Origin of the sequence: Pedobacter psychrodurus (assembly GCF_032678585.1) — a bacterium.
Taxonomy (GTDB): Bacteria; Bacteroidota; Bacteroidia; order Sphingobacteriales; family Sphingobacteriaceae; genus Pedobacter; species Pedobacter psychrodurus_A.
The window spans coordinates 1-21,305 of the sequence record NZ_JAVTSN010000006.1; the positions used below are offsets into that span (position 1 = coordinate 1).

The window sequence follows — 21,305 nt, forward strand, 5'->3', positions numbered from 1 at the left end:
TTATTTGGCAACTCTTTTTTTTATTGATTGCTTTTGTTATACCATAAAGGAGGAATCATCATGCTGATCCGATAGCTATCCGATTCAGTTCAGCATCTTTTTTTGGCCCTGATAAGTTGCAATCAAAATGATCAACACACTATAGCCACGGTCATACCTAATAGATCCTGAAATAAATTCAGGATGACGACACTATAAAATACAATTATTCACTTCCCTTAAAAACATTAATGGATGCTGTTTTCCATTGGATGTAACCCAAATTGCCACAAATCTGGGCTACAAAATTTTCGATCTCTTCCGGCACATCGTTTACCACTCGCCATCTTATGGTATATTTTGGATTATAACTCATATACACGACCAAATCATCCTTGCGCTCCCCAATAGCACTTAAATGCTGTAAATGAATATCCTGTAGATCTGCCGCAGCAACCCGCAAGCGTTCATTCATAATCCTGCCCAATGAAGCATCTGGTCTGAAATCGGTTTCGAATATAGGTAAAACGGTAACGGTCATAAAAAATATATTGGTAGGCAAAAAGCCTTTTGTTTTAAATAATTAAATCAATATGTCAGCGTATCTAATTGTATCAATAACATATTGTTCTACCTCTAAAACAAATTTATACTAAAAATATTAGTAATAAAAATTATTAGTGTATTTTTTTAGTAAAGTTAAAAATGCTATAAGAGCATTCCAGCAAAATGGAATTAGGTTAATAACTCATCCATTGTGCATAACTATCTTAAACATCTGATAACAAGATAGGTTATAACAATACTAAAAGTAGAGCTTATGAAAAAGTGCATCTATGTAGTTGAAGATAATCCGAATATTAGGGAAATAATCGAATTTCTATTAATTGAAGAACAATATGAGGTGAAGACCTGCCCCAATTCCAATGATTTCTGGCTTCAGATGGGTAAACAGAAACCAGATATGGTGATTTTAGACATTATGCTACCCGATGGAAACGGCCTAGATATCTGCAATAGCTTAAAGCGAAACATCAAAACACACGATATTCCCGTGATGATGATGTCGGCCAACAACCATTTGAATGCAGTTAAAGCCAAATGTGATGCCGAAGATTTCATCAATAAACCCTTTGATTTGAACGACTTTGCCAATCGGGTAGAAAAATATCTGGCTGCTTAATTTTCAGTATAAAGTCATTAGTCCACGGTCTTCAGTCAATTTGAACCAATGACAAGTGAACTAATGACTAATGAACTATTTAAAATGTTATACTTTCAATAGCTTTATCTAATGCCACTTCTTTGAGGTCTGGCATGTTTAAACCTTCTGCTCTATAAACGGTAACATCTGTCATGCCTAGAAAACCCAGCACAGACCTTAAATAAGATTCGGTAAAATCGTAAGCTTTCATTGGCCCCTCAGAATATACACCGCCTGATGAAATGGCTAAATACAGCTTCTTGTTTTTCACTAAACCTTCAGGGCCCTTTTCAGAGTAGCTGAATGTTTGACCAACACGTGCAATGTGGTCAATCCATGATTTTAATGTAGAAGGAATACCAAAATTATACAATGGCACCCCAATTACCAATACGTCAGCATCTTTGAGTTCGGCAATGGCCTCATCAGAGTGTTTTATCGCTTCTGTGAATTCTGATGTATGGTTTTCTTTTGGTGTAAAGAAAGAATTGATGTGCACCTCTTCTAAATGTGGAAATGGCGATTCGGCCAAATTACGAACGGTTAAAGCACTATCAGGATTTGCAGCCTGCAATTTTTCTACTATGGCATTTCCCAATTTAATACTGAAAGATGCACCGCCTCTTGGGCTTGATATAAGATGTAATATTTTCATTTTTTTGCCTTTTTATGCTTGGCAAAATTATGGATACGAAGTATCAAAAAGCTATTACTATACCAAAGGATAGTGCTATCCTTTGGTATAGTGGTTATTCTTTTTAAATAAAAAAGGGAGCAGATCTTTTTATAATGCTCCCCTTTGCTAAACTACCTTTTACTATAAATGTATTCCTGAGAATAATATTTTCAACCCTCTACCTTTCTACCCTCCACCTTCTTACCTCTACTTGGTTGGTTCGATTACAGCGACAAAACCACCATCCTTCACCATATTAATATCGATTGTTTCTCCGGCTTTAATTGGTTTTAAAATCCGTTTAAAATCCATCGCCTGAAAATCTGCATTGATACCATCTTTGATCAATGTAATCTGATAATTTGTATTTGCTTTCAGGAAACCGGCTTCAACTTTTAAATCGTGCTTCTGATCATTACCCATGGCACCGATAAACCATTTTTCGCCTTTGCGTTTCGCTGTAACGATATATTCGCCAACACTTGCTTCCAAAATTTTAGTTTCATCCCAGGTTACCGGAACGCTGGTAATAAAAGATGTGGTTTCAGGTTCTCTTAAATAATTGAATGGATTATCGGCCAGCATTTGGAAGCCACTCTCAAAAACGATATACATGGCCAGTTGATGTGCCCTTGTACCTATACTCATGGTATTTACCCAGCTCGGTTTATAATCTTGTTTATGAGCAGAACGCATGGCCCCTGGCGTATAATCCATAGGACCTACCGCGTTACGTAAAAACGGAAGGAATAAATTGTTGTTTGGGGTAGCAAGGCCACCACCTATATTTTGCTCCATTCCTATAACACCTTCATACGAAAGCACATTCGGATAGGCAACTTCCAAACCGGCTGGTTTAAATGCGCCGTGAAAATCGACAAGGATATGATGTTTAGCTGCTTCTTTGGCCACACGGGTATAATAATTCACCATCCACTGATCGCTCCTGTCCATGAAATCGATCTTTACCCCTGCAATACCCCATTTCTCTAAAGTTTCAAAAATATTGAAGTTATTTTCTACTGCCAGCCAGGTAAACCATAGTACAATCTTTACATTTTTTTGTTTGCCATAAGCAATCAGTTCCTGTAGGTTGATGGTTGGATTTGGTTCAAAAGGATTAAGCGTTGTTTTTGCCCATCCTTCGTCCATAATAATATAAGGAATACCAAATTTTGAAGCAAAATCGATATAATATTTATAGGTATCCTGGTTATAACCCGATTTAAAATCAACTCCATAAACATAAGCATTGTGCCACCACTCCCAGGTTACCTGACCAGGTTTTATCCATTTGGTATCCTGCAATTGGTTAGGTGTACTTAATTTATAAACCATTTGGTTGGCGGCCAACTGCGTATCTTTATCTGTAATTACTAAAAAACGCCATGGAAAGCTTCTTTTTCCTGTTGTTTTGGCAATATAATCTCCTTCTTTTAATATTTTTTTACTTCTGTCGCCATCTTCTCCAAAAGCCAAAGGCACTTTAGGAAAAACAGCATCAACAGTTTTATCATCTACCGCTTTAACAAACAAACAAGGGTAATCGTACAGATCCGCTTCTGACAACAAAGCTTTGTACTTGCCGGTATTAAATAAAATCGGCAGTACGCTCATTTTATCTTTGTTCACCTTTCCAAGCTCATTTTGGCGGTAAAGGATTTCATAAGAAGTTTTAAATCCTCCTGTTTCTAAATAATCAGCTTTAACAGCATCGTTAAAATTGATGTGCACATCCTCACTATTTACAGTAATCGAGTCTTTTTTATTGGTCAAAAAACGGTAAGCAATCCCATCGTTATAGGCTCTGAACTCTACACTGAAATCGCCTTTGAAATCCAATCGCAATAAATTATACTGATTTACCACGGTACTGTTTTTAAGCGAAACAATCGGATTCGAACTGCTGTTAACTGAAGAAAGTTTTTTTTTCAATAGTTTTGCATTGGCCCCAAGCTTGATCTGATCTAGGTTTAACTGTAAGTATGAGTTGGTCAAAAAAGGATCCCCGTTAAAAGTTACTGCATAGCCGATTTTATCTTTAATGTTTACCGATACTTTAATCCTTTTATCGGGCGATAACAATTCTATCGGTGCGCTAAAGAGTTTTACTGTGGTTAGCAGTAGCAAAATGACTAATGATAAGTTTTTTTTCATATTTGATCAGGTTTCTTTGTGAGAAATTTATTTTGGTTTCGTACGGTTAAAACTATTTTAATAAATCGTTTTAGTCAGCTAAAGTTAAATACTGTTTTTGATTTAGCAACATTTTTTTCAATTGATTGTAGTCTACATCCTGAATGTTGATATGAGTATCGATCGCTAAAGATGCAGCCGTGGCAGCCGATTGGCCCAGAATCATAAACACAGGTTCCATCCGCACAGATCCATAGGCAATATGTGATGATGATAAACAAACCGGAACCAATAAATTCTTGCATTCGGTTTTCTTTGGTACAATTGCCTGATAGGAAATGCTATAAGGTTTTGGTGCCTTAACACCAATATCACCTTCATTCTGCACAAAGCCTTCAGGTGTAACGAAACGTTGCACATTGTGAGAATCCAAGGCGTAAGAGCCCATCCCTATCGGATTTAGTACTTCTTTTTTGCCAAGCACTTCATTTTCTGTCATGACAAAATCGCCCACCATTCTCCTGGCCTCGCGGACATAAATCTGATATGGCCAGTTCCCGTTATCTTTAAATTCATCTTTTGCCAATCCCCATGTTTTTAGTTGCTGTTGAATATCTTTTGGCATCCGTGGATCGTTTGCCATGAAGTACATCAATCCCTTTTGGTAATTTTCATGGGCTTTTAAAATCTCTTTTCGCTTTGCATAACCCGCTTCCGGGTATTCATAGTTCATCCCAATAAAATCAGTACTAAAGGGCCCATGGTTATTGGTATCTGTTTTATGGTTTGGAATAGGGTCATATTTACTAAAAAGTTCGTTCCACCCGGCATTGAATACCCTTAAAAGCAATTCGTAATCCATTGGATTGTAACGGTCGGGTTTTGGAAATTCGATTCTATTTTCGGGCTGATTGGTAAGGCACATCCGGTAACAATAGGCTTGGAGTTTATGGTCTGCCGTTCCATTTTGTCCGAGTTGACCATTAGAAACACCCGTTATCAAACCGCTGCTTTTATTCCCTGCAGTTTTGTAGGGATCAATGTTATTTTTAAAATAGTGGGAGTGCTGAAAAACCATGGCCTGTACACCATTCCAATGTTCCTGATAAGTGGCATTTGCTTCTCTCCCCACATGATAACTCACCTTTGCCGCAGCCATTAAATCACCCTCATAAGTAGCATCGATAAACATTTTGGCAGAGAATATTTTTCCTGATAACGTTTTAATGCTGATGATTTTACCACCCTTCATCTCCACTCCTGCTTTGCGGTCTAGCCATTCGTTGCGATAAATCTTTAATTTGTTTTCCCTTACCAAATCTTCAAAAATGTGTTCCGCGACATGGGGTTCGAAAATCCACATGGTACGGTCTTTTCCATCGATGGCGGGTATACCCTGTCCTTTGTTGCCATATTCTTCTTTTTTTTGCCAGTTCCATGCACCCGCCTGTTGATAGTGCTGGTAAACTCTTTGGTAAAATGTTCTGGCCAAACCACCAATTACGGATTTATCACCAGTATCAGTAAATCCAAGGCCTGAAGAAGATAAACCGCCCAAATGTAGATCGGGAGACACTATAATAACGCTTTTGCCCATTTTAGTAGCCTGCACAGCCGCAATTACACCGGCCGATGTTCCGCCATAAATGACGATATCTGCCTGATGGCGCCCCTCTTTAGAATGACCATAAGCCAATAAAAAGGTACAAGTGCAAGCTATAAAGCAGATGCAGAACTTATTGAATGATATAAACAAGCGAAACAGATAGCGTTTAACGCAGATCTCTCCGCCAAAGCTTCTATCTTCCTGTTGCAGTCGGAAGAACAACCCGGCAATTAAATGATGGTTTACTGACGACATATATTCGGTTAGGTTTAAACAAATATATTAATTATTTAAACTTGCAAAACCAATATAAATCGATTTAGATATTTATAAAACACATCATTCTATCCTGATTTATTTAATTAAAGTATTAATTTGTTTTAAATGTCTTTTTAATATGGGCAGGTATTTATTGGCATATAACTTAACTGCAGCATCGGTAGACTTCGATGCTTTTTCGAACAGTACAACAGCCTTTTGATGATCCGCAACCGTCATCTCCACATAAGCTTTGTCAAATGAAGCTCCGCTTAAACCATTGAGCTTTTCGGTTGCATTAGTCACTTCGGCCTCAGTAACACCATTACCAGTTTCTTTTGCCAAACCAGTATTACCCGCTTCACCTCCTGCATTCTTGGTACGGGAAGTATCTTTCAAATTTTCAGGTGCTGAATCAACCCTACCATCTGGTCGTTGCCCACCTTCGGGCATACTCATAGGCAAATCAACCTTTTTAAGTTTTGCCAGTCCTCTCAATTCTTCGTTGGCTTTGGTATGGTCGTCAACCATCATTTTACCAAAGGCCCTTACCTTTTTATCAGAAGCTTTATCTTCGGCAAGCTTCCCTGTTAAAACCTCTTTCATTCCTGCAATTGCCGCCTGCTGCAAAAATTGGGCAGTTGTCAAACTGTCCTGTTGATGGATATCATCGAGTGATGTTGTATAATGCCAATCCGCTTTTGCAATGGCATTAAATGAAGTAGCCGAAATGATCATGCCCACTACTGCTATTTTCCTGGTATTGAAATGGTTTTTCATGGTTATTAGTTAAGGTAAACACCTTAATAAAACCCGGCAAAGGTTTAAAAAGTTTGAATAATCTCCTGCCCATTTAGCAATTATACAACGAAAGGGGTTAGAGATTTTAAATTTTCACTAAACTTAATCCAATTTGATCCTGTTCTATTATAAAAGACTTATACTATGGAAAATCAAGAAAACAACCAACCAGAAGAAGAAATTCAAAATATTGAGCAGTTCCAGATCAACCGTTCGGAAGGCAATGCCTCTGAAGGACACGCAACTCCTGAACCAACAGAAGATGATGAATATACTGAAGATGAAATTCCCTTTGCTGATGGCGAAGGCACACAGTTAAACGAAGAAATAGAAGGTCCTGAGGATGATGAAGATGTAGCCGAAAATGAAACTGAAGAGGGTAATGAATCTGACATAGCAGAACTGGATAAGGATCCAAATGCCTATGAAAAGGAAGACGGCGAAATGCTGTAAAATAATCGTTAATCAAAATTAAGTGCCAGATCTTACCGGTCTGGCATTTTTTTATTTAAAAAGGGAAGATCCGCAATATTTACAAAACAGCGCATCGCTATCATGCCCTTCTCTGCTGCAGCTTGGACACGATTCGGGTAATTCTTTTTTCTGCCTGGCTGCAACTGCAATATCATGCGTAATGATACCCGTAGGTACAGCAATAATGGCATAACCGATCAGCATCACCACCGAAGCCACAAACTTACCCAATGGGGTAATGGGTGAAATATCTCCATAACCAACAGTGGTAATGGTAACGATGGCCCAATAAATACTTTCCGGAATATTAGAAAAACCATTTTCACGCTTTTCGACCAAATACATAATTGATCCCAGAATCACGGTGATGGTTAAAACCGTTAAAAGGAAGATACTTATTTTACGGACACTGTTCTTTAACGCCTGGGTTAAAAAGTTGATTTCCGTTAGAAAGTGTCCAAGTTTAAATATCCTGAAAACCCGCAAAAGCCTTAATGCCCTGAAAACCAGTAACGACTGTGCACCAATAAAAAAGATACTTAAATAAGAAGGTAATAGCGCAATCAGATCGATAATTCCCAATGGACTAAATACATACCTGATCGGTTTTCTGATACTCACCAACCTTAATATATATTCGATGGTAAAGAGCGCGGCAAAAATCCATTCGGTAATATTGAATATCTTGCCGTATTGCTGATGAATACTCACCACACTATCGAGCATGACCACGGTAATACTCGAAAAAATGGCGATCAATAAACCAACGTCGAAAGCTTTACCCGCAGGCGTATTCGATTCGTAAATAACTTCATGTAGTTTGAAACGCCAATCTTTTGAAGGTTCTGATGCCATATAAACAGTTGATTAGGGTTAAAGTTAACAGAAATTAACCATTTACAACTTCCCCACCATTCACATGTATAACCTGTCCGGTGATAAAAGACGCGTCGTCTGAAGCCAAAAACACATAAGCCGGACCAAGTTCTGAAGGCTGCCCTGCCCTTTCCATTGCCGTTTCCGATCCAAACGATTTGATCTTTTTTTTATCAAAGGTAGAAACAATAAGGGGTGTCCATACCGGACCAGGCGCAACCGCATTTACCCGAATTCCGGTTTTAGCCAGATTGGTGGCCAGCGATCGGGTAAAGGAGGTAATGGCCCCCTTGGTAGAAGAGTAATCAATCAGGTTTGGCGAAGAACGGTAAGCCGTAACCGACGTAGTATTAATAATGGTATCGCCTGCCTTTAAATGTTCAAGCACCTCGTGCGCGAAATAGAAATAACCAAATATATTGGTGCGAAAAGTATCTTCCAGTTGGTGATCATCAATTTTCTTTGGATCTTTTTGTGGCACCTGCATGCCGGCATTGTTCACCAGAATATTAATCTTTCCAAGTTTTTTAACAGTAGTTTCTACCGCTTTTTTACAAAATGAAGGCTTTTTAACGTCACCTTTAATTAACAAGCAGTTTTTACCCTCAGCCTCCACCATTTTCTGGGTTTCTTTTGCATCTACATCTTCATCGAGATAAACAATGGCCACATCGGCACCTTCCCTTGCAAAATGAACAGCTACCGAACGGCCAATTCCACTATCGCCGCCGGTAATCAGTGCTACTTTATCGCTTAGCTTGCCTGCGCCTTTATAACTGGCCTTAATCACTTCAGGTCTCGGATTCATTTTGGCTTCTATGCCTGGTTGTTTATTTTGTTTAGCAGGTGTTTTTTGAGTCTTCATGGCTTTTTTATCAAATTAAAATTCCTTCATGCTGCCATTTAAACAAGAATAACATCTTCAAAGTTTTAATGAGGATTATCTTATCCATCGGAACATAAACCAATTTCCCTTAATATTTTGCTCATACGCCAACATTTTCGAAACCTATAGCGCAGTAAATTAGTCCTTTAATCCTAACCAAAAAACCACAAAATGAAAAAAACAATTTTATCGGCTTTGCTGGTACTCAGCTTAATCTTACCAGGCTTTGCCCAAAAGCGATTAGGTAACGAAACTGCCGCTCAAAAAACAAAAAGAATGGAATGGTGGACGGACGCCCGTTTCGGGATGTTTATCCACTGGGGGCTTTATGCTTTACCTGCCCGACACGAATGGATAAGAAATTACGAACGCATTACCAACGAAACTTACCAAAAATACTTCGATCAGTTTAACCCTGATCTTTTCGATCCTAAAAAGTGGGCAAAGGAAGCCAAAGCTGCAGGAATGAAATATGCGGTATTAACCACCAAACACCACGAAGGTTTCAACTTGTTCGACAGCAAATACACCGATTATAAAGCAACCAATACGCAGGCTAAAAGAGATCTTGTTAAAGAATTTGTGGAGGCTTTCCGTGCAGAGGGTATCAAAGTAGGCTTTTACTATTCGCTGATTGACTGGCACCATCCTGATTTCCCTGTCGACCAATATCACCCTTTAAGGCCGCAGCCTGAAAGCGACGAAGCGTATGCAGCACTCAATAAAAACAGGGATATGGCCAAATACCGTAAATACCTGTACAACCAGGTAACTGAGTTATTAACCAAATACGGCAAAATCGATATCCTTTGGGCGGATTTCTCTTATCCTGGCAAACATGGTAAGGGCCGCGACGATTGGGGCTCGGTAGCTTTGCTGAAGCAGATCAGAAAATTGCAGCCTCAAATTATAGTAGATAACCGTTTAGACCTGAATGATTATGAAGACGGAACCGATTTCGAAACACCAGAACAGGTTGGTCCTAAAGAATTAGAAAAGTACCGTGGCAAAGTTTGGGAAACCTGTCAAACTTTCTCTGGTTCATGGGGCTATCACCGCGACGAAAATACCTGGAAAAGCAACAGGAAATTATTGGACCTGTTGATTACTTCGGTGGCCAATGGAGGTAATTTATTATTAAACGTTGGTCCTACCGCCCGTGGCGAATTCGACAATCGTGCGGTTACGGCATTAGACAGTCTGAGTTTATGGATGCATGCCAATTCGAAATCCATTTACCATTGCACTTTTGCACCAGCGGAGTTTAAAGCGGCAGAAGGCGTAAAACTCACCTACAATAAAGATGCGAAAAAATTATATGTACACCTTTTCGAATACCCAAATACAGGATACATTACATTAGAGGGTTATAAAGACAAAGCAAAGTATGCCCAGTTTTTACACGATAACTCCGAACTACAGATTGATACAGAAAAATCTACCGGAAATAACCTGGTGTTAAAACTACCTAAGAAAAAACCCGATTTCGAGATTCCCGTAATCGAATTAACGTTAAATTAAGCTTACCTATATTAATCAGAGAGCCTGCATGTTAAATCTTGCAGGCTTTTTTTATTGGGCAAAAACATGGGTTTTAACCAAAAAAGAACAAAACTTATCGCGTGTTTTATTGTCTTCAAATAAAAAAACGCATCATGAAAGTAAAAGGCACATTTATTTATACCCTGAAAACGGGTGAAAATGCTTTGATCCTGTTAACCGAAAGCAAAATAGAACAAGATAAACTCTACCATCATTTAACGGTAGACGCTTACCAATTTAAAAAGGAAATTGTAGAAGAAGAGCCGCGTATCGAACTGATTTCTGCTGGTTATAAAAACGAAAAGGATGAAATGATATGGAACCCCGAATATATTCCGGTACCTAAATGGTATGATCTGAATTAAATTCAGGCTAAACATATTAAGGGCAATAGATGTTAAAAGATTTATGAAGTTTTTTGCACCGCTACTTTTACTCTGTTCATGTTATGCTAAATCTTTTGGTCAATATACGGATAGCACCAATTACCATGTATTGCTTACTTCAACCGGATCGATTAACCGAACAAATGAAGATCGGGCCTATTTATTAAACAATGCGCTTAATTTCGGCATGAAAAAGGAAAGTTTTGTTTTAAACTCCAGCTCGGCCTGGCTTTATGGTAAACAAAACAACAATTTAACCAATAACGACTTTTCGACAACGCTTAACTTCAATCTATACAAAACCATTCCTCATTTTTACTATTGGGGTTTGGTGAATTACAACACCAGTTATTCGCTAAAATTAAAAAACCAATTGCTTGCCGGTGGCGGAATTGCTTACAGCATACTAGATAGGACAAATGCCTACGTTAATTTAAGCAATGGCGTGTTGTTTGATCAAAGTAGCTTAATTGTTGGCGATAGTTATCATACCTATAGAAATTCGTTAAGATTACAATATCATTTTGCTATAAAGGAGCTGATTACGATCGACGGAAACCATTTTCTCCAAAACTCATTCACTAGAAAAGGCGATTACATTATCCGCTCTAGCACCACAGTTGGCTTAAAACTCCGCAAATGGATTAGCCTCACCACTGCGCTCACCTATAATAAACTAAATATTACCCGTAGCGAAAACCTCAACCTAACGTATGGATTGACGCTTGATAAGTATTTTTAATAGTCTGAAGTCCAGAGTCTTGAGTCCTTAGTCGATTACCCTTGATTTGTCATCCTGAACGCAGTGAAGGATCTTTTTCGTTAACCAGATAACCGGTTACAAATTTTTCACCATTTAAGAAATATAAGATCATTTAAGTGTATAGTCAATTGACAAGTCCGTGTTCTGAAGTCCTTAGTCTTGATTCCATTACCGTGAGAAACCACCCTAAGCGAGGTCGAAGAGCTATTTTAGTTTAGTGTTGCAGTCAATTAACCGATTAACCAGTTTAAACAATTAACCCCAAAGGCGAGCATTAAGCAGTTAAAAACATTAAGTTTAGCGATCGCTGTAAGCAGCCTGGGCATCACCAATAAACTAATCACCAATGAACAATGAACCAGCCTACGCCGACAACAACTCTCCTTGATTTAAATTCGCATATGCTTTCGCCTGCACCACATTACCTATAATAATAATAGCCGGATAAGTTAGTCCAGCTTCTTCAGCCGATTCCTGTAAACGTTGCACCGAACACACTACCTGTTTTTGGTTGGGTAAAGTAGCGTGCTGAATAATTGCAGCTGGCATATTACCTAAACCTGCATCGCAGTAGGCTTTGGCAATTTCGCCAACTTTTTTCATCCCCATGTATATCACCACTGTAGCAGAACTTTTCATAGCGCATTTCAAGTCGTCGGTTAAACTACCATCTTTTTTGGTGCCGGTAAGAATCCAAACACTTTCGCTAATGCCGCGATGCGTTAAAGGAACATCAATAAAACCTGCTCCCTGCATACTGCTAATTCCTGGAATATAGTGGCATTTTATACCTCTTGCCTCCGCATATATCAATTCTTCGAACCCTCTGCCAAAAATAAAGGGATCTCCGCCCTTTAAACGCACTGTTACCTTAAAATTCTGAGCATTTTCGACAATTAATTCATTTATTTTCTCCTGTGGAGTATAATTCCCATAAGGTTGCTTCCCAACATAGATCATTTTACAGGTTTTTGGTGCAATTTCTAGCAATTTATCGCTACTTAAGTTATCATACAGTATAACTTCTGCTCTTTTCAGCACATTAAATGCCTTCATAGTGATCAATTCCGGATCACCGGGCCCACCACCCATTATAAAAAGCCCAAAATCAGTTGTTTTTTCATTCATATTTTTAAGGATTTAGCTATTTAAATATAAAAGTGATTAAATTTTATTAAAAAATTAAATATTTTATGATAAAAATCATTTAATTACAAGTTTTAAAACAATTATAACATATATTTGAATATCAAAAATCATATTTAATTAGTATATCGATTTTATTTACTAACTATTCGCAACAAAAATCACAATCGACAAATAATTCAATACAAAAAAAAGAACTAAAACAACTAACAAACTCAAAACACCTTTAAGATTTATGAAAGAACCACAGATAATCGTAATAGGAAATGGAATGGTAGGCTATAAATTCTGCGAAAAGTTAAGATCAAAAACAAGTTTCTTTAAAATTATTGTTTTTGGCGAAGAACCCCGCAGGGCTTACGACCGTGTTCACTTAAGTGAATACTTTAATGGTAAAACTGCCGACGACCTTTCGCTCTCTACCGAAAACTGGTACCAGGAAAAAGATATCACACTTTTTTTAAATCATCCGGTGACCAAAATAGACCGCGAACTTCAAAAAGTGTATACCGCCAATGGTTCAGACTATAGTTACGATATTCTTGTTTTCGCTACGGGTTCTGGTGCTTTCGTACCCAATATCCCTGGAATTGAAAAAGACGGTGTTTTTGTTTACCGCACTATAGAAGATCTGGACCTCATCAGCGCCTACGCTAAAAAGGCAAAGACGGCTTCTGTTATCGGCGGTGGTTTGCTAGGACTGGAAGCCGCCAAGGCCCTGATCGATCTAGGCATCGAAAAAACAAGTATCATTGAATTTGCACCCCGCCTAATGCCAAGGCAAATTGATGCGGCTGGCAGCGACATGCTTAAATCTAAACTTGCAGATCTTGGATTGCAGATCCATTTAAATAAAAACACCACCAGTATTGAAGGTGATGGCCAAATAACCGCCTTAAAGTTTAGTGATGATACCGCTTTGAATGTAGATATGCTGGTGATCTCTGCCGGGATAAAACCACGCGATGAACTGGCGAAAGCCTGCGGCATTGAGGTTGGTCCACGCGGTGGGATTGTGGTTGACGAAAAAATGCAGACTAACGACCCTGCAATATTTGCGATCGGTGAATGTGCCTTATACGACGGGATGATTTATGGACTGATTGCTCCTGGCTACGAAATGGCCGAAGTACTGGCGGCAAATCTTTGCGAAGGTGACAAAACTTTCACAGGCTTTGATATGAGCACCAAACTCAAACTGATCGGTATTGATGTGGCCAGTTTTGGTGATAATTTTATCACCGAACCCGATTGCCGTACCATCATCTTCGAAAACAAACATAAAGGCGTTTATAAAAGAATAAATGTGAGTAATGACGGGCAATACCTTTTAGGAGGTATATTAATTGGAGATGCAACAGCCTATAACCTGCTGTTGCAAACCTCTAATAACCGCATCGTATTACCAGAAAATCCTGAAGAACTCATTCTGGGTGCGCGAGGCGGAATTGAGTCTGCCGGCGGAACTGGAATTACAACCCTGCCCGATAGCGCATTAATCTGTAGTTGCGAAGGCGTAAGTAAAGGTGACATCTGTTCGGCCGTGGCCGATGGTTCTTGCGAAAATATTGATGACCTGAAAAAATGCACCAAGGCAGGTACAGGTTGTGGTGGCTGTTTGCCAATGGTAAAAGATTTAATGACTTATACCTTAAAATCGCAGGGCAAATACATTAAAAATATAATTTGCGAGCACTTTAATTATAGCCGACAAGAGCTTTTTGACCTCATCCATATTCATGAATTAAAAAGTTATGACGCAGTATTGGATGCCTTGGGTAAAAACGATGGTTGCGAAGTATGCAAACCGTTGGTATCCTCACTTCTGGCCAGCCTATGGAACGAAATGATCCTTAAAAAAGGAAACGATGTGGCACAGGATAGCAACGACCGTTTTCTGGCCAATATTCAAAAAGGAGGTTCGTACTCTGTGGTACCAAGGGTTCCTGGAGGCGAAATTACCCCCGATAAATTGATCGTAATCGGCGAAGTTGCCAAAAAATATAACCTCTATACCAAAATTACAGGCGGCCAACGTATTGATATGTTTGGCGCACACCTAAACGATCTGCCCATTATCTGGGAAGAATTAATTGCAGCGGGTTTTGAAAGCGGACATGCTTATGGAAAAGGTTTAAGAACGGTTAAAAGCTGTGTCGGCAGTACCTGGTGTAGGTTTGGTTTGCACGACAGTGTAAGTTTTGCCATCAGGATCGAAGAAAGATACAGGGGCATTCGTGCACCGCATAAATTTAAATCGGCAGTAAGTGGCTGTATCAGAGAGTGTGCCGAAGCCCAAAGTAAAGATTTCGGTATTATCGCTACCGAAAAAGGCTGGAATTTATACGTATGTGGAAATGGAGGAAGCAAACCACAACACGCCCTTTTATTGGCAACCGACCTCGACAGCGAAACCTGTATTCAATACATCGACAGATTTTTGATGTTTTACATCCGCACCGCCGACCCGCTTACCAGAACCGCAACCTGGTTAAACAAAATGGAAGGCGGAATCGATTACCTACGGAATGTAGTCATCAATGATAGTCTAGGAATGGCAGCACAATGGGAAAAAGAAATAGAAAATTTGATTGCTACTTATAAATGCGAATGGAAAGAGGCGGTAGAAAATCCGGCGATCAGAAAAAGGTTCTCTCATTTTGTAAATGCACCTGAAGACAAAGACCCTACGATAGAATTTGTTGAAATGCGCGGCCAAAAAAGAACTGCAGAATGGAAAACTATTTAACATTAAATCCTTATAAAACCCAAAATTATGAACGAACAATCAAATTGGCTGGCAGCCTGCCGAGTCGAGGAGGCCATTGAGAACGGTGGCGTTTGTGTGAAACATGGTGAACATCAGATTGCGCTCTTCTATTTCACCAGAAGAAATGAGTGGTACGCCACACAAAATGAATGCCCGCATAAAAAACAGATGGCATTGAGCCGTGGAATGATTGGAACCACTACCGATGAACCTAAGGTAGCCTGCCCTTTTCACAAAAAAACATTCTCGCTGAGCACTGGCGAATGTTTAAGTGGCGACGAATGCGCCATAAAAACCTATCCTGTAAAGATAGAAAACGGAACTGTTTATATTGGTACAACACCAAAATCTTAACCTGACCCACTAAGATTTAAACCTTTCCGGATAAAAATTTAACCCAAACCAAAACAACATGAAGATTTCTAATTATGCGGCCATAACAGGCTGCCTTGCACTTTCCTTGTTCTTTTTTTCTGCTAAATCGCAAACCAAAGCTGTTCTGTTTGATGGCACCTTAGTTGCCGGATATGTTGACCATGGCGCTTTTATAAACTGCACTGGCCCGAGTATCAAGTTTAGCAAAAAACCATACACTGTATTACTAGGACTTCTTCCCAGCTTACGCATCAAAGAAGATAAAGTTGCTGCAGGTGCGCCAAAAAATGCGGCACTCACGCCCAATCTTGGCTTTGGTTTAACGGCAGCATTTCGCCATATCGCGTTACAAGTCCCGCTATATTACAATCCTAAAACTGCACTCAAAAATGGCGAATGGAATGCTGGCCTGGGCATAGGTTATAAATTTTAAAAGATCCAATTTATTACGTTTAAACTGATCATTATGACACTCAACTCCATTACGAAACCGTTAGATAAATTAAATATATTCTCACTCAAAGGTGTCCAGATGAAAACCTTCCACATCACCTGGCTAACTTTTTTCTTTTGCTTTTTTGCCTGGTTCGGGATGGCTCCCTTAATGAAAATTGCAAGAGAACAGCTTCACCTCACCAAAGACCAGGTGGGCAATATTCAGATTGCATCGGTATCGGCCACCATAATTGCCCGTTTACTCATCGGGCGGTTAATTGATAAATTTGGCCCCAAGCTCATCTATACCTGGCTTTTGGTGAGCTGCGCCATTCCAGTTTTATTAATTGGCACGAGCAATTCCTATACTTCTTTTTTACTTTTCCGCCTGGCGATTGGCGTAATCGGTGCATCATTTGTAATTACCCAGTTTCACACTTCGATTATGTTTGCTTCCAACATTAAGGGAACGGCAAATGCAACAGCGGGTGGTTTCGGCAATGCCGGTGGTGGCGCAGCCAATTTATTTATGCCATTAATTGCATCGGGCATTACTGCGCTGGGCTTTTGCAGTACTGCCGACAGTTGGCGATATGCCATGATATTTCCCGGTGTAATGCTTTTAATCTGCGCCTTTTTATACAACCGGTATACCTTAGATACTCCGCAAGGAGATTTTAAGGATCTGAAAGATGAAAATGTAAAAAGTACCAAAAACACTTTTTTGCTCGCCGCAAAAGATTACCGCACCTGGATTTTAACCATTGCATATGCCGCTTGCTTCGGTGTAGAAATAACGGTAGATAACTTTGCGCCGATCTTCTTTACCGACTCATTCGGCGCAACCATTGCCATTGCAGGTATGGTTGCCGGAATTTTTGGCTGGATCAATGTTTTTGCCAGGCCATTGGGCGGCATTGTAGCCGATAAAATAGGTAAAACCTGGGGATTTGATGGTAAAACACTTTTATTGGCCCTGTTACTCCTTTTAGAGGGCGTCGGTTTAATCTGGTTTGCCAAATCGGGCAATATCGGGATGGCCATCTTTATGATGTTCGTTTTTGGTTTGAGTTTAAAAATGGCCAATGGTGCCACTTACAGTCTTGTTCCTTTCATCAATCCACTCGCAGTGGGCAGTGTAGCGGGTATTGTAGGTGCTGGTGGGAATATTGGCGCCATGCTAATTGCTTTTATGTTTAAAGCCAAAGCCAACCATGCAACCAAAAATGTAATCGAAAACGGACTTAGTGTTCAAAAAGACCTGATTGATTATACCAGCGCATTTACTTTTCTAGGTTTTATTATACTGGGGATCGGCGTTGCAGTATTCATCTTCAGAACAGTGATGGCGCAGAAAAGATCAACAGTAGAAGATCTCGTACTTACCCCGAGCAAGTAAACCATCAACCACACAAGCCGATCTCATTTGAAAGCAGAAAAAAACATATCGCCAAGCAAATCAACTACCTGCTGTTATTGCGGAGTAGGCTGTGGTATTGTGGTCAATAAAGATATCCACGAGCGAATAACAGTTGAAGGAGATAAAAACCACCCTGTAAACAAAGGTATGTTGTGCAGCAAGGGTATGAATCTTCATTATACCGCAAATGATAAAAGCGACAGATTGCTTTACCCTGAAATGCGCTACAATAAAAATATGCCTTTACAAAGGGTAAGCTGGGATACCGCATTGGATAGAACAGCAGCCGTTTTTAAAGCACTCATCAAAAAACATGGTCCGGATAGTGTAGCTTTTTATGCCAGCGGACAGTGTTTAACAGAAGAATATTATGTAGTAAACAAACTGATTAAAGGATTTATCGGCAGCAATAACATCGATACCAACAGCCGTTTATGTATGAGCAGCGCGGTTGTTGGTTATAAAATGAGTTTAGGTGAAGACACCGTACCCATTAGTTATGATGATATTGAAATTGCCGATTGTATTTTTGTGGCAGGCGCAAACCCGGCATGGTGCCATCCTATCCTATGGCGCCGTGTTGAAGCCGCGAAACAGAAAAACCCAGATTTAAAGATCATTGTGAGCGATCCACGGAAAACGCAAACCTGTTCGCTCGCCAATGTTCATTTACAGCTTAATCCAGGGACTGATATTACGCTTCACCACGCCATCGGCAGGTGTTTAATCGAAGATGGAAAAGTGGATGCCGATTTTATCATGAACAGCACCAACGGTTATGAAAAATACCATAACACCGTTTTTGGCACCACCTTAACTGAAGCTGCAACAATCTGCGGTATAACGGAAAGCGATATCCGTTTGGTGGCGTCTTACATTGGCCATGCAAAAGGTTTTATCACCATGTGGACCATGGGCCTTAACCAGAGTGTAGTAGGCACAAACAAAAACCTTTCACTCATTAACTTAAACCTGATAACCGGTTGCATTGGAAAACCTGGCAGCGGTCCTTTTTCTCTAACCGGACAGCCCAATGCCATGGGGGGCCGTGAAGTTGGCGGTTTGAGTAACTTATTACCTGCACACCGTATTTTAAGCAATGAAAGTCACCGCAATGAAGTAGAAAAATTCTGGCAGATTCCACTGGGTACCATTCAAGCTAAGCCAGGATTAACCGCCACCGAAATGTTCGATGAACTGAATAGTGGAAAACTTAAAGCCATATGGATTTTATGTACCAATCCGCTAATTAGTCTACCCGATGTACGCGCCGCAGAAGAAGGGTTAAAAAAGGCAAAATTTGTTGTTGTTCAGGACATCAGCAATAAAGTGGAAACCTTAAAATACGCTGATGTGGTGTTACCTGCAGCGGCATGGGTAGAAAAAGAAGGCACCATGACCAATGCAGGAAGGTACATCTCCTACCTGAGTAAAGTAACGGAAGCACCCGGCGAGGCTTTAGCCGATTCGGAAATCATCTGCCGCTTTGCGAAAAAGATGGGCTACCATGGTTTCGACTTTAAAAATGCATCCGAAATATACGACGAACATGCAGCTTTAACTGCAGGGACAAACATCGATATCAGCGGCTTGAACTATCAGATTTTAAAAGATAAAAGAGCTGTGCAATGGCCATATCCAAAAGAAGTGAAAGCTTTCGGTACAGCCAGGTTATTTACCGATCACCAGTTTTATACGCCAGATAAAAGAGCCAATATCTTATCATTCGATGACCAGAACCAATCAGAAGCCTTAACACCAGCACATCCATTGATTTTAACTACGGGGAGAATCCGTGATCAATGGCACACCCGTAGTAAAACAGGCAAGGTAAATAAACTGAATCAGCACATTAGCGAATCTTTCTTAGAAATTAACCCCGTTGATGCAAAATTCAGAAACATTAAAGACAATGATATCATCGAAATCTCCAGCTTACGTGGAAATGTTCGGGTAAAAGCAAAGTTCTCTGAAGACATTAAACCGGGAGTTGTTTTTATGCCCATGCACTGGGGCAAAATCTTAAAAAGTGATTTAAACCGCGTAAATAACCTCACCAATAATCTTGTAGATCAACAGAGTAAAGAACCCGATTTTAAATTCAGTGCGGTTCAGGTGAAACTGTACAAAAAAGCCAGACAAAAAATTATTGTAATTGGTGCAGGCGCCGGAGCGTGCGGTTTTGTTAAAAGCTACAGGGCTTTGAATACCGAAGATGAGATTGAGATTTTCAGCAAAGAAAACTTTCCTTTTTACAACAGGGTGTTGCTCCCCGATTATATCATCGGTACTTTACCCTGGCACAGCCTCATTAAAATGAGCGATAATGAGGAAAGCGATTACAGCATCAAACTCCATCGTGGTTTGGGCATCGACAAGATTAACAAAGAAGATAAAACGGTTATCGACAGCAACGGCAAAATTCACCATTACGACATTCTGCTTCTCGCTACTGGCAGCAGGGCTTTTGTACTTAAAGACATCCCCAAAATAAAAGGGGTATTTACCATGCGCAGTCGAAATGATGCCGATAGCTTTAAAAACCATATCGACACCACAAATGGAAAGGTTGTAATTGTAGGTGGTGGCTTATTGGGGATCGAACTGGCGACTTCCCTTGCCGAAACCGGATCAAAAGTAGCCATCATTCAAAGGATATCCCGATTAATGGGCCGCCAGTTAGATGCCCTTGGCAGTCAATTGCTTCATGAAGAACTGATCAGTAAGGGCATCGAAATTTTCTATAACGATGAGGTAGACCGCATTATCGGTGAAAAAAGTATATCGAGCATCCGTTTAAAAAGTGGTTTATTGCTCAACTGCGAATCTTTAGTAATTGCCATCGGTACAGTCCCAAACACCGAACTGATTAAAGAAGCCGGCATTGAATGTAAACGCGGCGTAGTGGTTGATGAATATTTGAGGACGAACGAACCGGACATTTATGCCATTGGCGAAATTGCTGAATTTAAAGGCCAGATGTATGGCATTACCGCAGCGGCAGAACAACAGGCCGAAATTGTTGCCCGGTTTCTCTGTGGAGATATAGCCAAATTTTACCAGGGGAGTTTATTGATGAATATCCTTAAGATGCACAGCCTGGAACTCTGCTCTTTGGGACTGGCCGAAATACCAAACAACGATCCGACTTATGAAGAAATTGTTTTCATCGATAAAGCTAAACGTTATTACAAAAAATGCATTGTACATAACGACAAATTGGTTGGAGCCATATTAATTGGCGATAAAAGTGAATTTTTAGAATTCCGAAACCTGATCGAAAATAAAATGGAGCTAAGCGAAAAACGGCTTCAACTGTTAAGGAGCGGAAAAACAACCGAGCCTATTATCGGTAAAACCGTTTGCAGCTGCAATAACGTTGGCGAAGGCAATCTGATCAACAAAATAAAAGATGGCTGTAAAGATCATTTGCAGCTTTGCCAGCTCACAGGTGCCGGGATGGGCTGCGGCAGCTGCAGACCTGAAGTTAAAGCTATTTTAGATTCGTTTGTAAACGTTTTAAAAACAGAAGCTGAGCCCGCTTTGGCAGATAGATTATAAGTTTTGTCCGT

Annotated in this window: 18 protein-coding genes; 10 read left to right on the plus strand and 8 right to left on the minus strand. The window is 39.9% G+C overall.

Translation table 11 applies throughout. The features are described 5' to 3' along the window. Positions 1–205 precede the first annotated feature (205 nt). The gene (locus R2S57_RS05290) at positions 206–541 is read right to left on the minus strand and encodes a hypothetical protein (RefSeq protein ID WP_316844020.1); all 336 of its coding nucleotides are present in this window, start codon (positions 539–541) and stop codon (positions 206–208) included. A 258-nt stretch (positions 542–799) separates the two neighbouring features. On the opposite strand from R2S57_RS05290, the gene R2S57_RS05295 reads away from it, so the two are divergent. Next, a complete protein-coding gene (locus R2S57_RS05295; RefSeq protein WP_316844021.1) occupies positions 800–1,162 on the plus strand; it encodes a response regulator transcription factor in 363 nt (120 codons plus the stop codon). Between the two features lie 79 nt (positions 1,163–1,241). Here the strand turns inward: R2S57_RS05295 and R2S57_RS05300 are convergent, their stop codons facing one another. The 4 genes from R2S57_RS05300 to R2S57_RS05315 form a co-directional block, all read right to left on the minus strand. Next, positions 1,242–1,838: an FMN-dependent NADH-azoreductase gene (locus R2S57_RS05300; protein ID WP_316844022.1), complete on the minus strand. Its 597-nt coding sequence runs from the start codon at positions 1,836–1,838 to the stop codon at positions 1,242–1,244. Between the two features lie 228 nt (positions 1,839–2,066). Beyond that, positions 2,067–4,016 carry a glycoside hydrolase family 97 protein gene (locus R2S57_RS05305; protein ID WP_316844023.1) on the minus strand — a complete coding sequence of 650 codons (1,950 nt, stop codon included), beginning with the start codon at positions 4,014–4,016 and terminating at the stop codon, positions 2,067–2,069. Positions 4,017–4,086: 70 nt separating this feature from the next. After that, positions 4,087–5,856 carry an FAD-dependent oxidoreductase gene (locus R2S57_RS05310; RefSeq protein ID WP_316844024.1) on the minus strand — a complete coding sequence of 590 codons (1,770 nt, stop codon included), beginning with the start codon at positions 5,854–5,856 and terminating at the stop codon, positions 4,087–4,089. A gap of 99 nt (positions 5,857–5,955) precedes the next feature. Next, positions 5,956–6,639, minus strand: a complete 684-nt coding sequence (locus R2S57_RS05315) for a DUF4142 domain-containing protein (RefSeq protein ID WP_316844025.1) — start codon at positions 6,637–6,639, stop codon at positions 5,956–5,958. A gap of 165 nt (positions 6,640–6,804) precedes the next feature. On the opposite strand from R2S57_RS05315, the gene R2S57_RS05320 reads away from it, so the two are divergent. Further along, entirely contained in the window at positions 6,805–7,113 is a 309-nt protein-coding gene (locus R2S57_RS05320; RefSeq protein ID WP_316844026.1) for a hypothetical protein, read from the plus strand. A gap of 51 nt (positions 7,114–7,164) precedes the next feature. Here the strand turns inward: R2S57_RS05320 and R2S57_RS05325 are convergent, their stop codons facing one another. Both R2S57_RS05325 and R2S57_RS05330 read right to left on the minus strand, forming a co-directional pair. Continuing rightward, positions 7,165–7,989 (minus strand): ion transporter, encoded by an 825-nt coding sequence (locus R2S57_RS05325; RefSeq protein ID WP_316844027.1) that lies wholly within the window; start codon positions 7,987–7,989, stop codon positions 7,165–7,167. Positions 7,990–8,023: 34 nt separating this feature from the next. Beyond that, positions 8,024–8,875 carry an SDR family oxidoreductase gene (locus tag R2S57_RS05330; protein WP_316844028.1) on the minus strand — a complete coding sequence of 284 codons (852 nt, stop codon included), beginning with the start codon at positions 8,873–8,875 and terminating at the stop codon, positions 8,024–8,026. Positions 8,876–9,067: 192 nt separating this feature from the next. Between R2S57_RS05330 and R2S57_RS05335 the strand changes: the two genes are divergently transcribed. The 3 genes from R2S57_RS05335 to R2S57_RS05345 all read left to right on the plus strand — a co-directional run bounded on the left by R2S57_RS05335 (position 9,068) and on the right by R2S57_RS05345 (position 11,566). Further along, positions 9,068–10,417 carry an alpha-L-fucosidase gene (locus tag R2S57_RS05335; protein ID WP_316844029.1) on the plus strand — a complete coding sequence of 450 codons (1,350 nt, stop codon included), beginning with the start codon at positions 9,068–9,070 and terminating at the stop codon, positions 10,415–10,417. Between the two features lie 134 nt (positions 10,418–10,551). Then, positions 10,552–10,803, plus strand: coding sequence for a hypothetical protein (locus tag R2S57_RS05340; protein ID WP_316844030.1), 252 nt, complete (start codon positions 10,552–10,554; stop codon positions 10,801–10,803). Positions 10,804–10,846: 43 nt separating this feature from the next. Beyond that, positions 10,847–11,566: a DUF481 domain-containing protein gene (locus R2S57_RS05345; RefSeq protein ID WP_316844031.1), complete on the plus strand. Its 720-nt coding sequence runs from the start codon at positions 10,847–10,849 to the stop codon at positions 11,564–11,566. Positions 11,567–11,950: 384 nt separating this feature from the next. Here the strand turns inward: R2S57_RS05345 and cobA are convergent, their stop codons facing one another. After that, positions 11,951–12,715, minus strand: coding sequence for a uroporphyrinogen-III C-methyltransferase (cobA, locus tag R2S57_RS05350; RefSeq protein ID WP_316844032.1), 765 nt, complete (start codon positions 12,713–12,715; stop codon positions 11,951–11,953). 253 nt (positions 12,716–12,968) lie between these two features. Here cobA and nirB point away from each other — a divergent pair, with 253 nt between their 5' ends. From nirB to R2S57_RS05375, 5 genes are read left to right on the plus strand one after another with little or no spacing between them, the layout of a single operon-like run. Next, positions 12,969–15,482: a nitrite reductase large subunit NirB gene (nirB, locus tag R2S57_RS05355; RefSeq protein WP_316844033.1), complete on the plus strand. Its 2,514-nt coding sequence runs from the start codon at positions 12,969–12,971 to the stop codon at positions 15,480–15,482. A 27-nt stretch (positions 15,483–15,509) separates the two neighbouring features. Continuing rightward, a complete protein-coding gene (nirD, locus tag R2S57_RS05360) occupies positions 15,510–15,857 on the plus strand; it encodes a nitrite reductase small subunit NirD (protein WP_316844034.1) in 348 nt (115 codons plus the stop codon). Between the two features lie 58 nt (positions 15,858–15,915). Then, positions 15,916–16,311: a hypothetical protein gene (locus R2S57_RS05365; RefSeq protein WP_316844035.1), complete on the plus strand. Its 396-nt coding sequence runs from the start codon at positions 15,916–15,918 to the stop codon at positions 16,309–16,311. A gap of 33 nt (positions 16,312–16,344) precedes the next feature. After that, complete coding sequence (locus tag R2S57_RS05370) at positions 16,345–17,712, plus strand: MFS transporter (RefSeq protein WP_316844036.1); 1,368 nt, start codon at positions 16,345–16,347, stop codon at positions 17,710–17,712. Positions 17,713–17,739: 27 nt separating this feature from the next. Next, positions 17,740–21,294, plus strand: a complete 3,555-nt coding sequence (locus R2S57_RS05375; RefSeq protein ID WP_316844037.1) for a molybdopterin-dependent oxidoreductase — start codon at positions 17,740–17,742, stop codon at positions 21,292–21,294. Positions 21,295–21,305 lie beyond the last annotated feature (11 nt).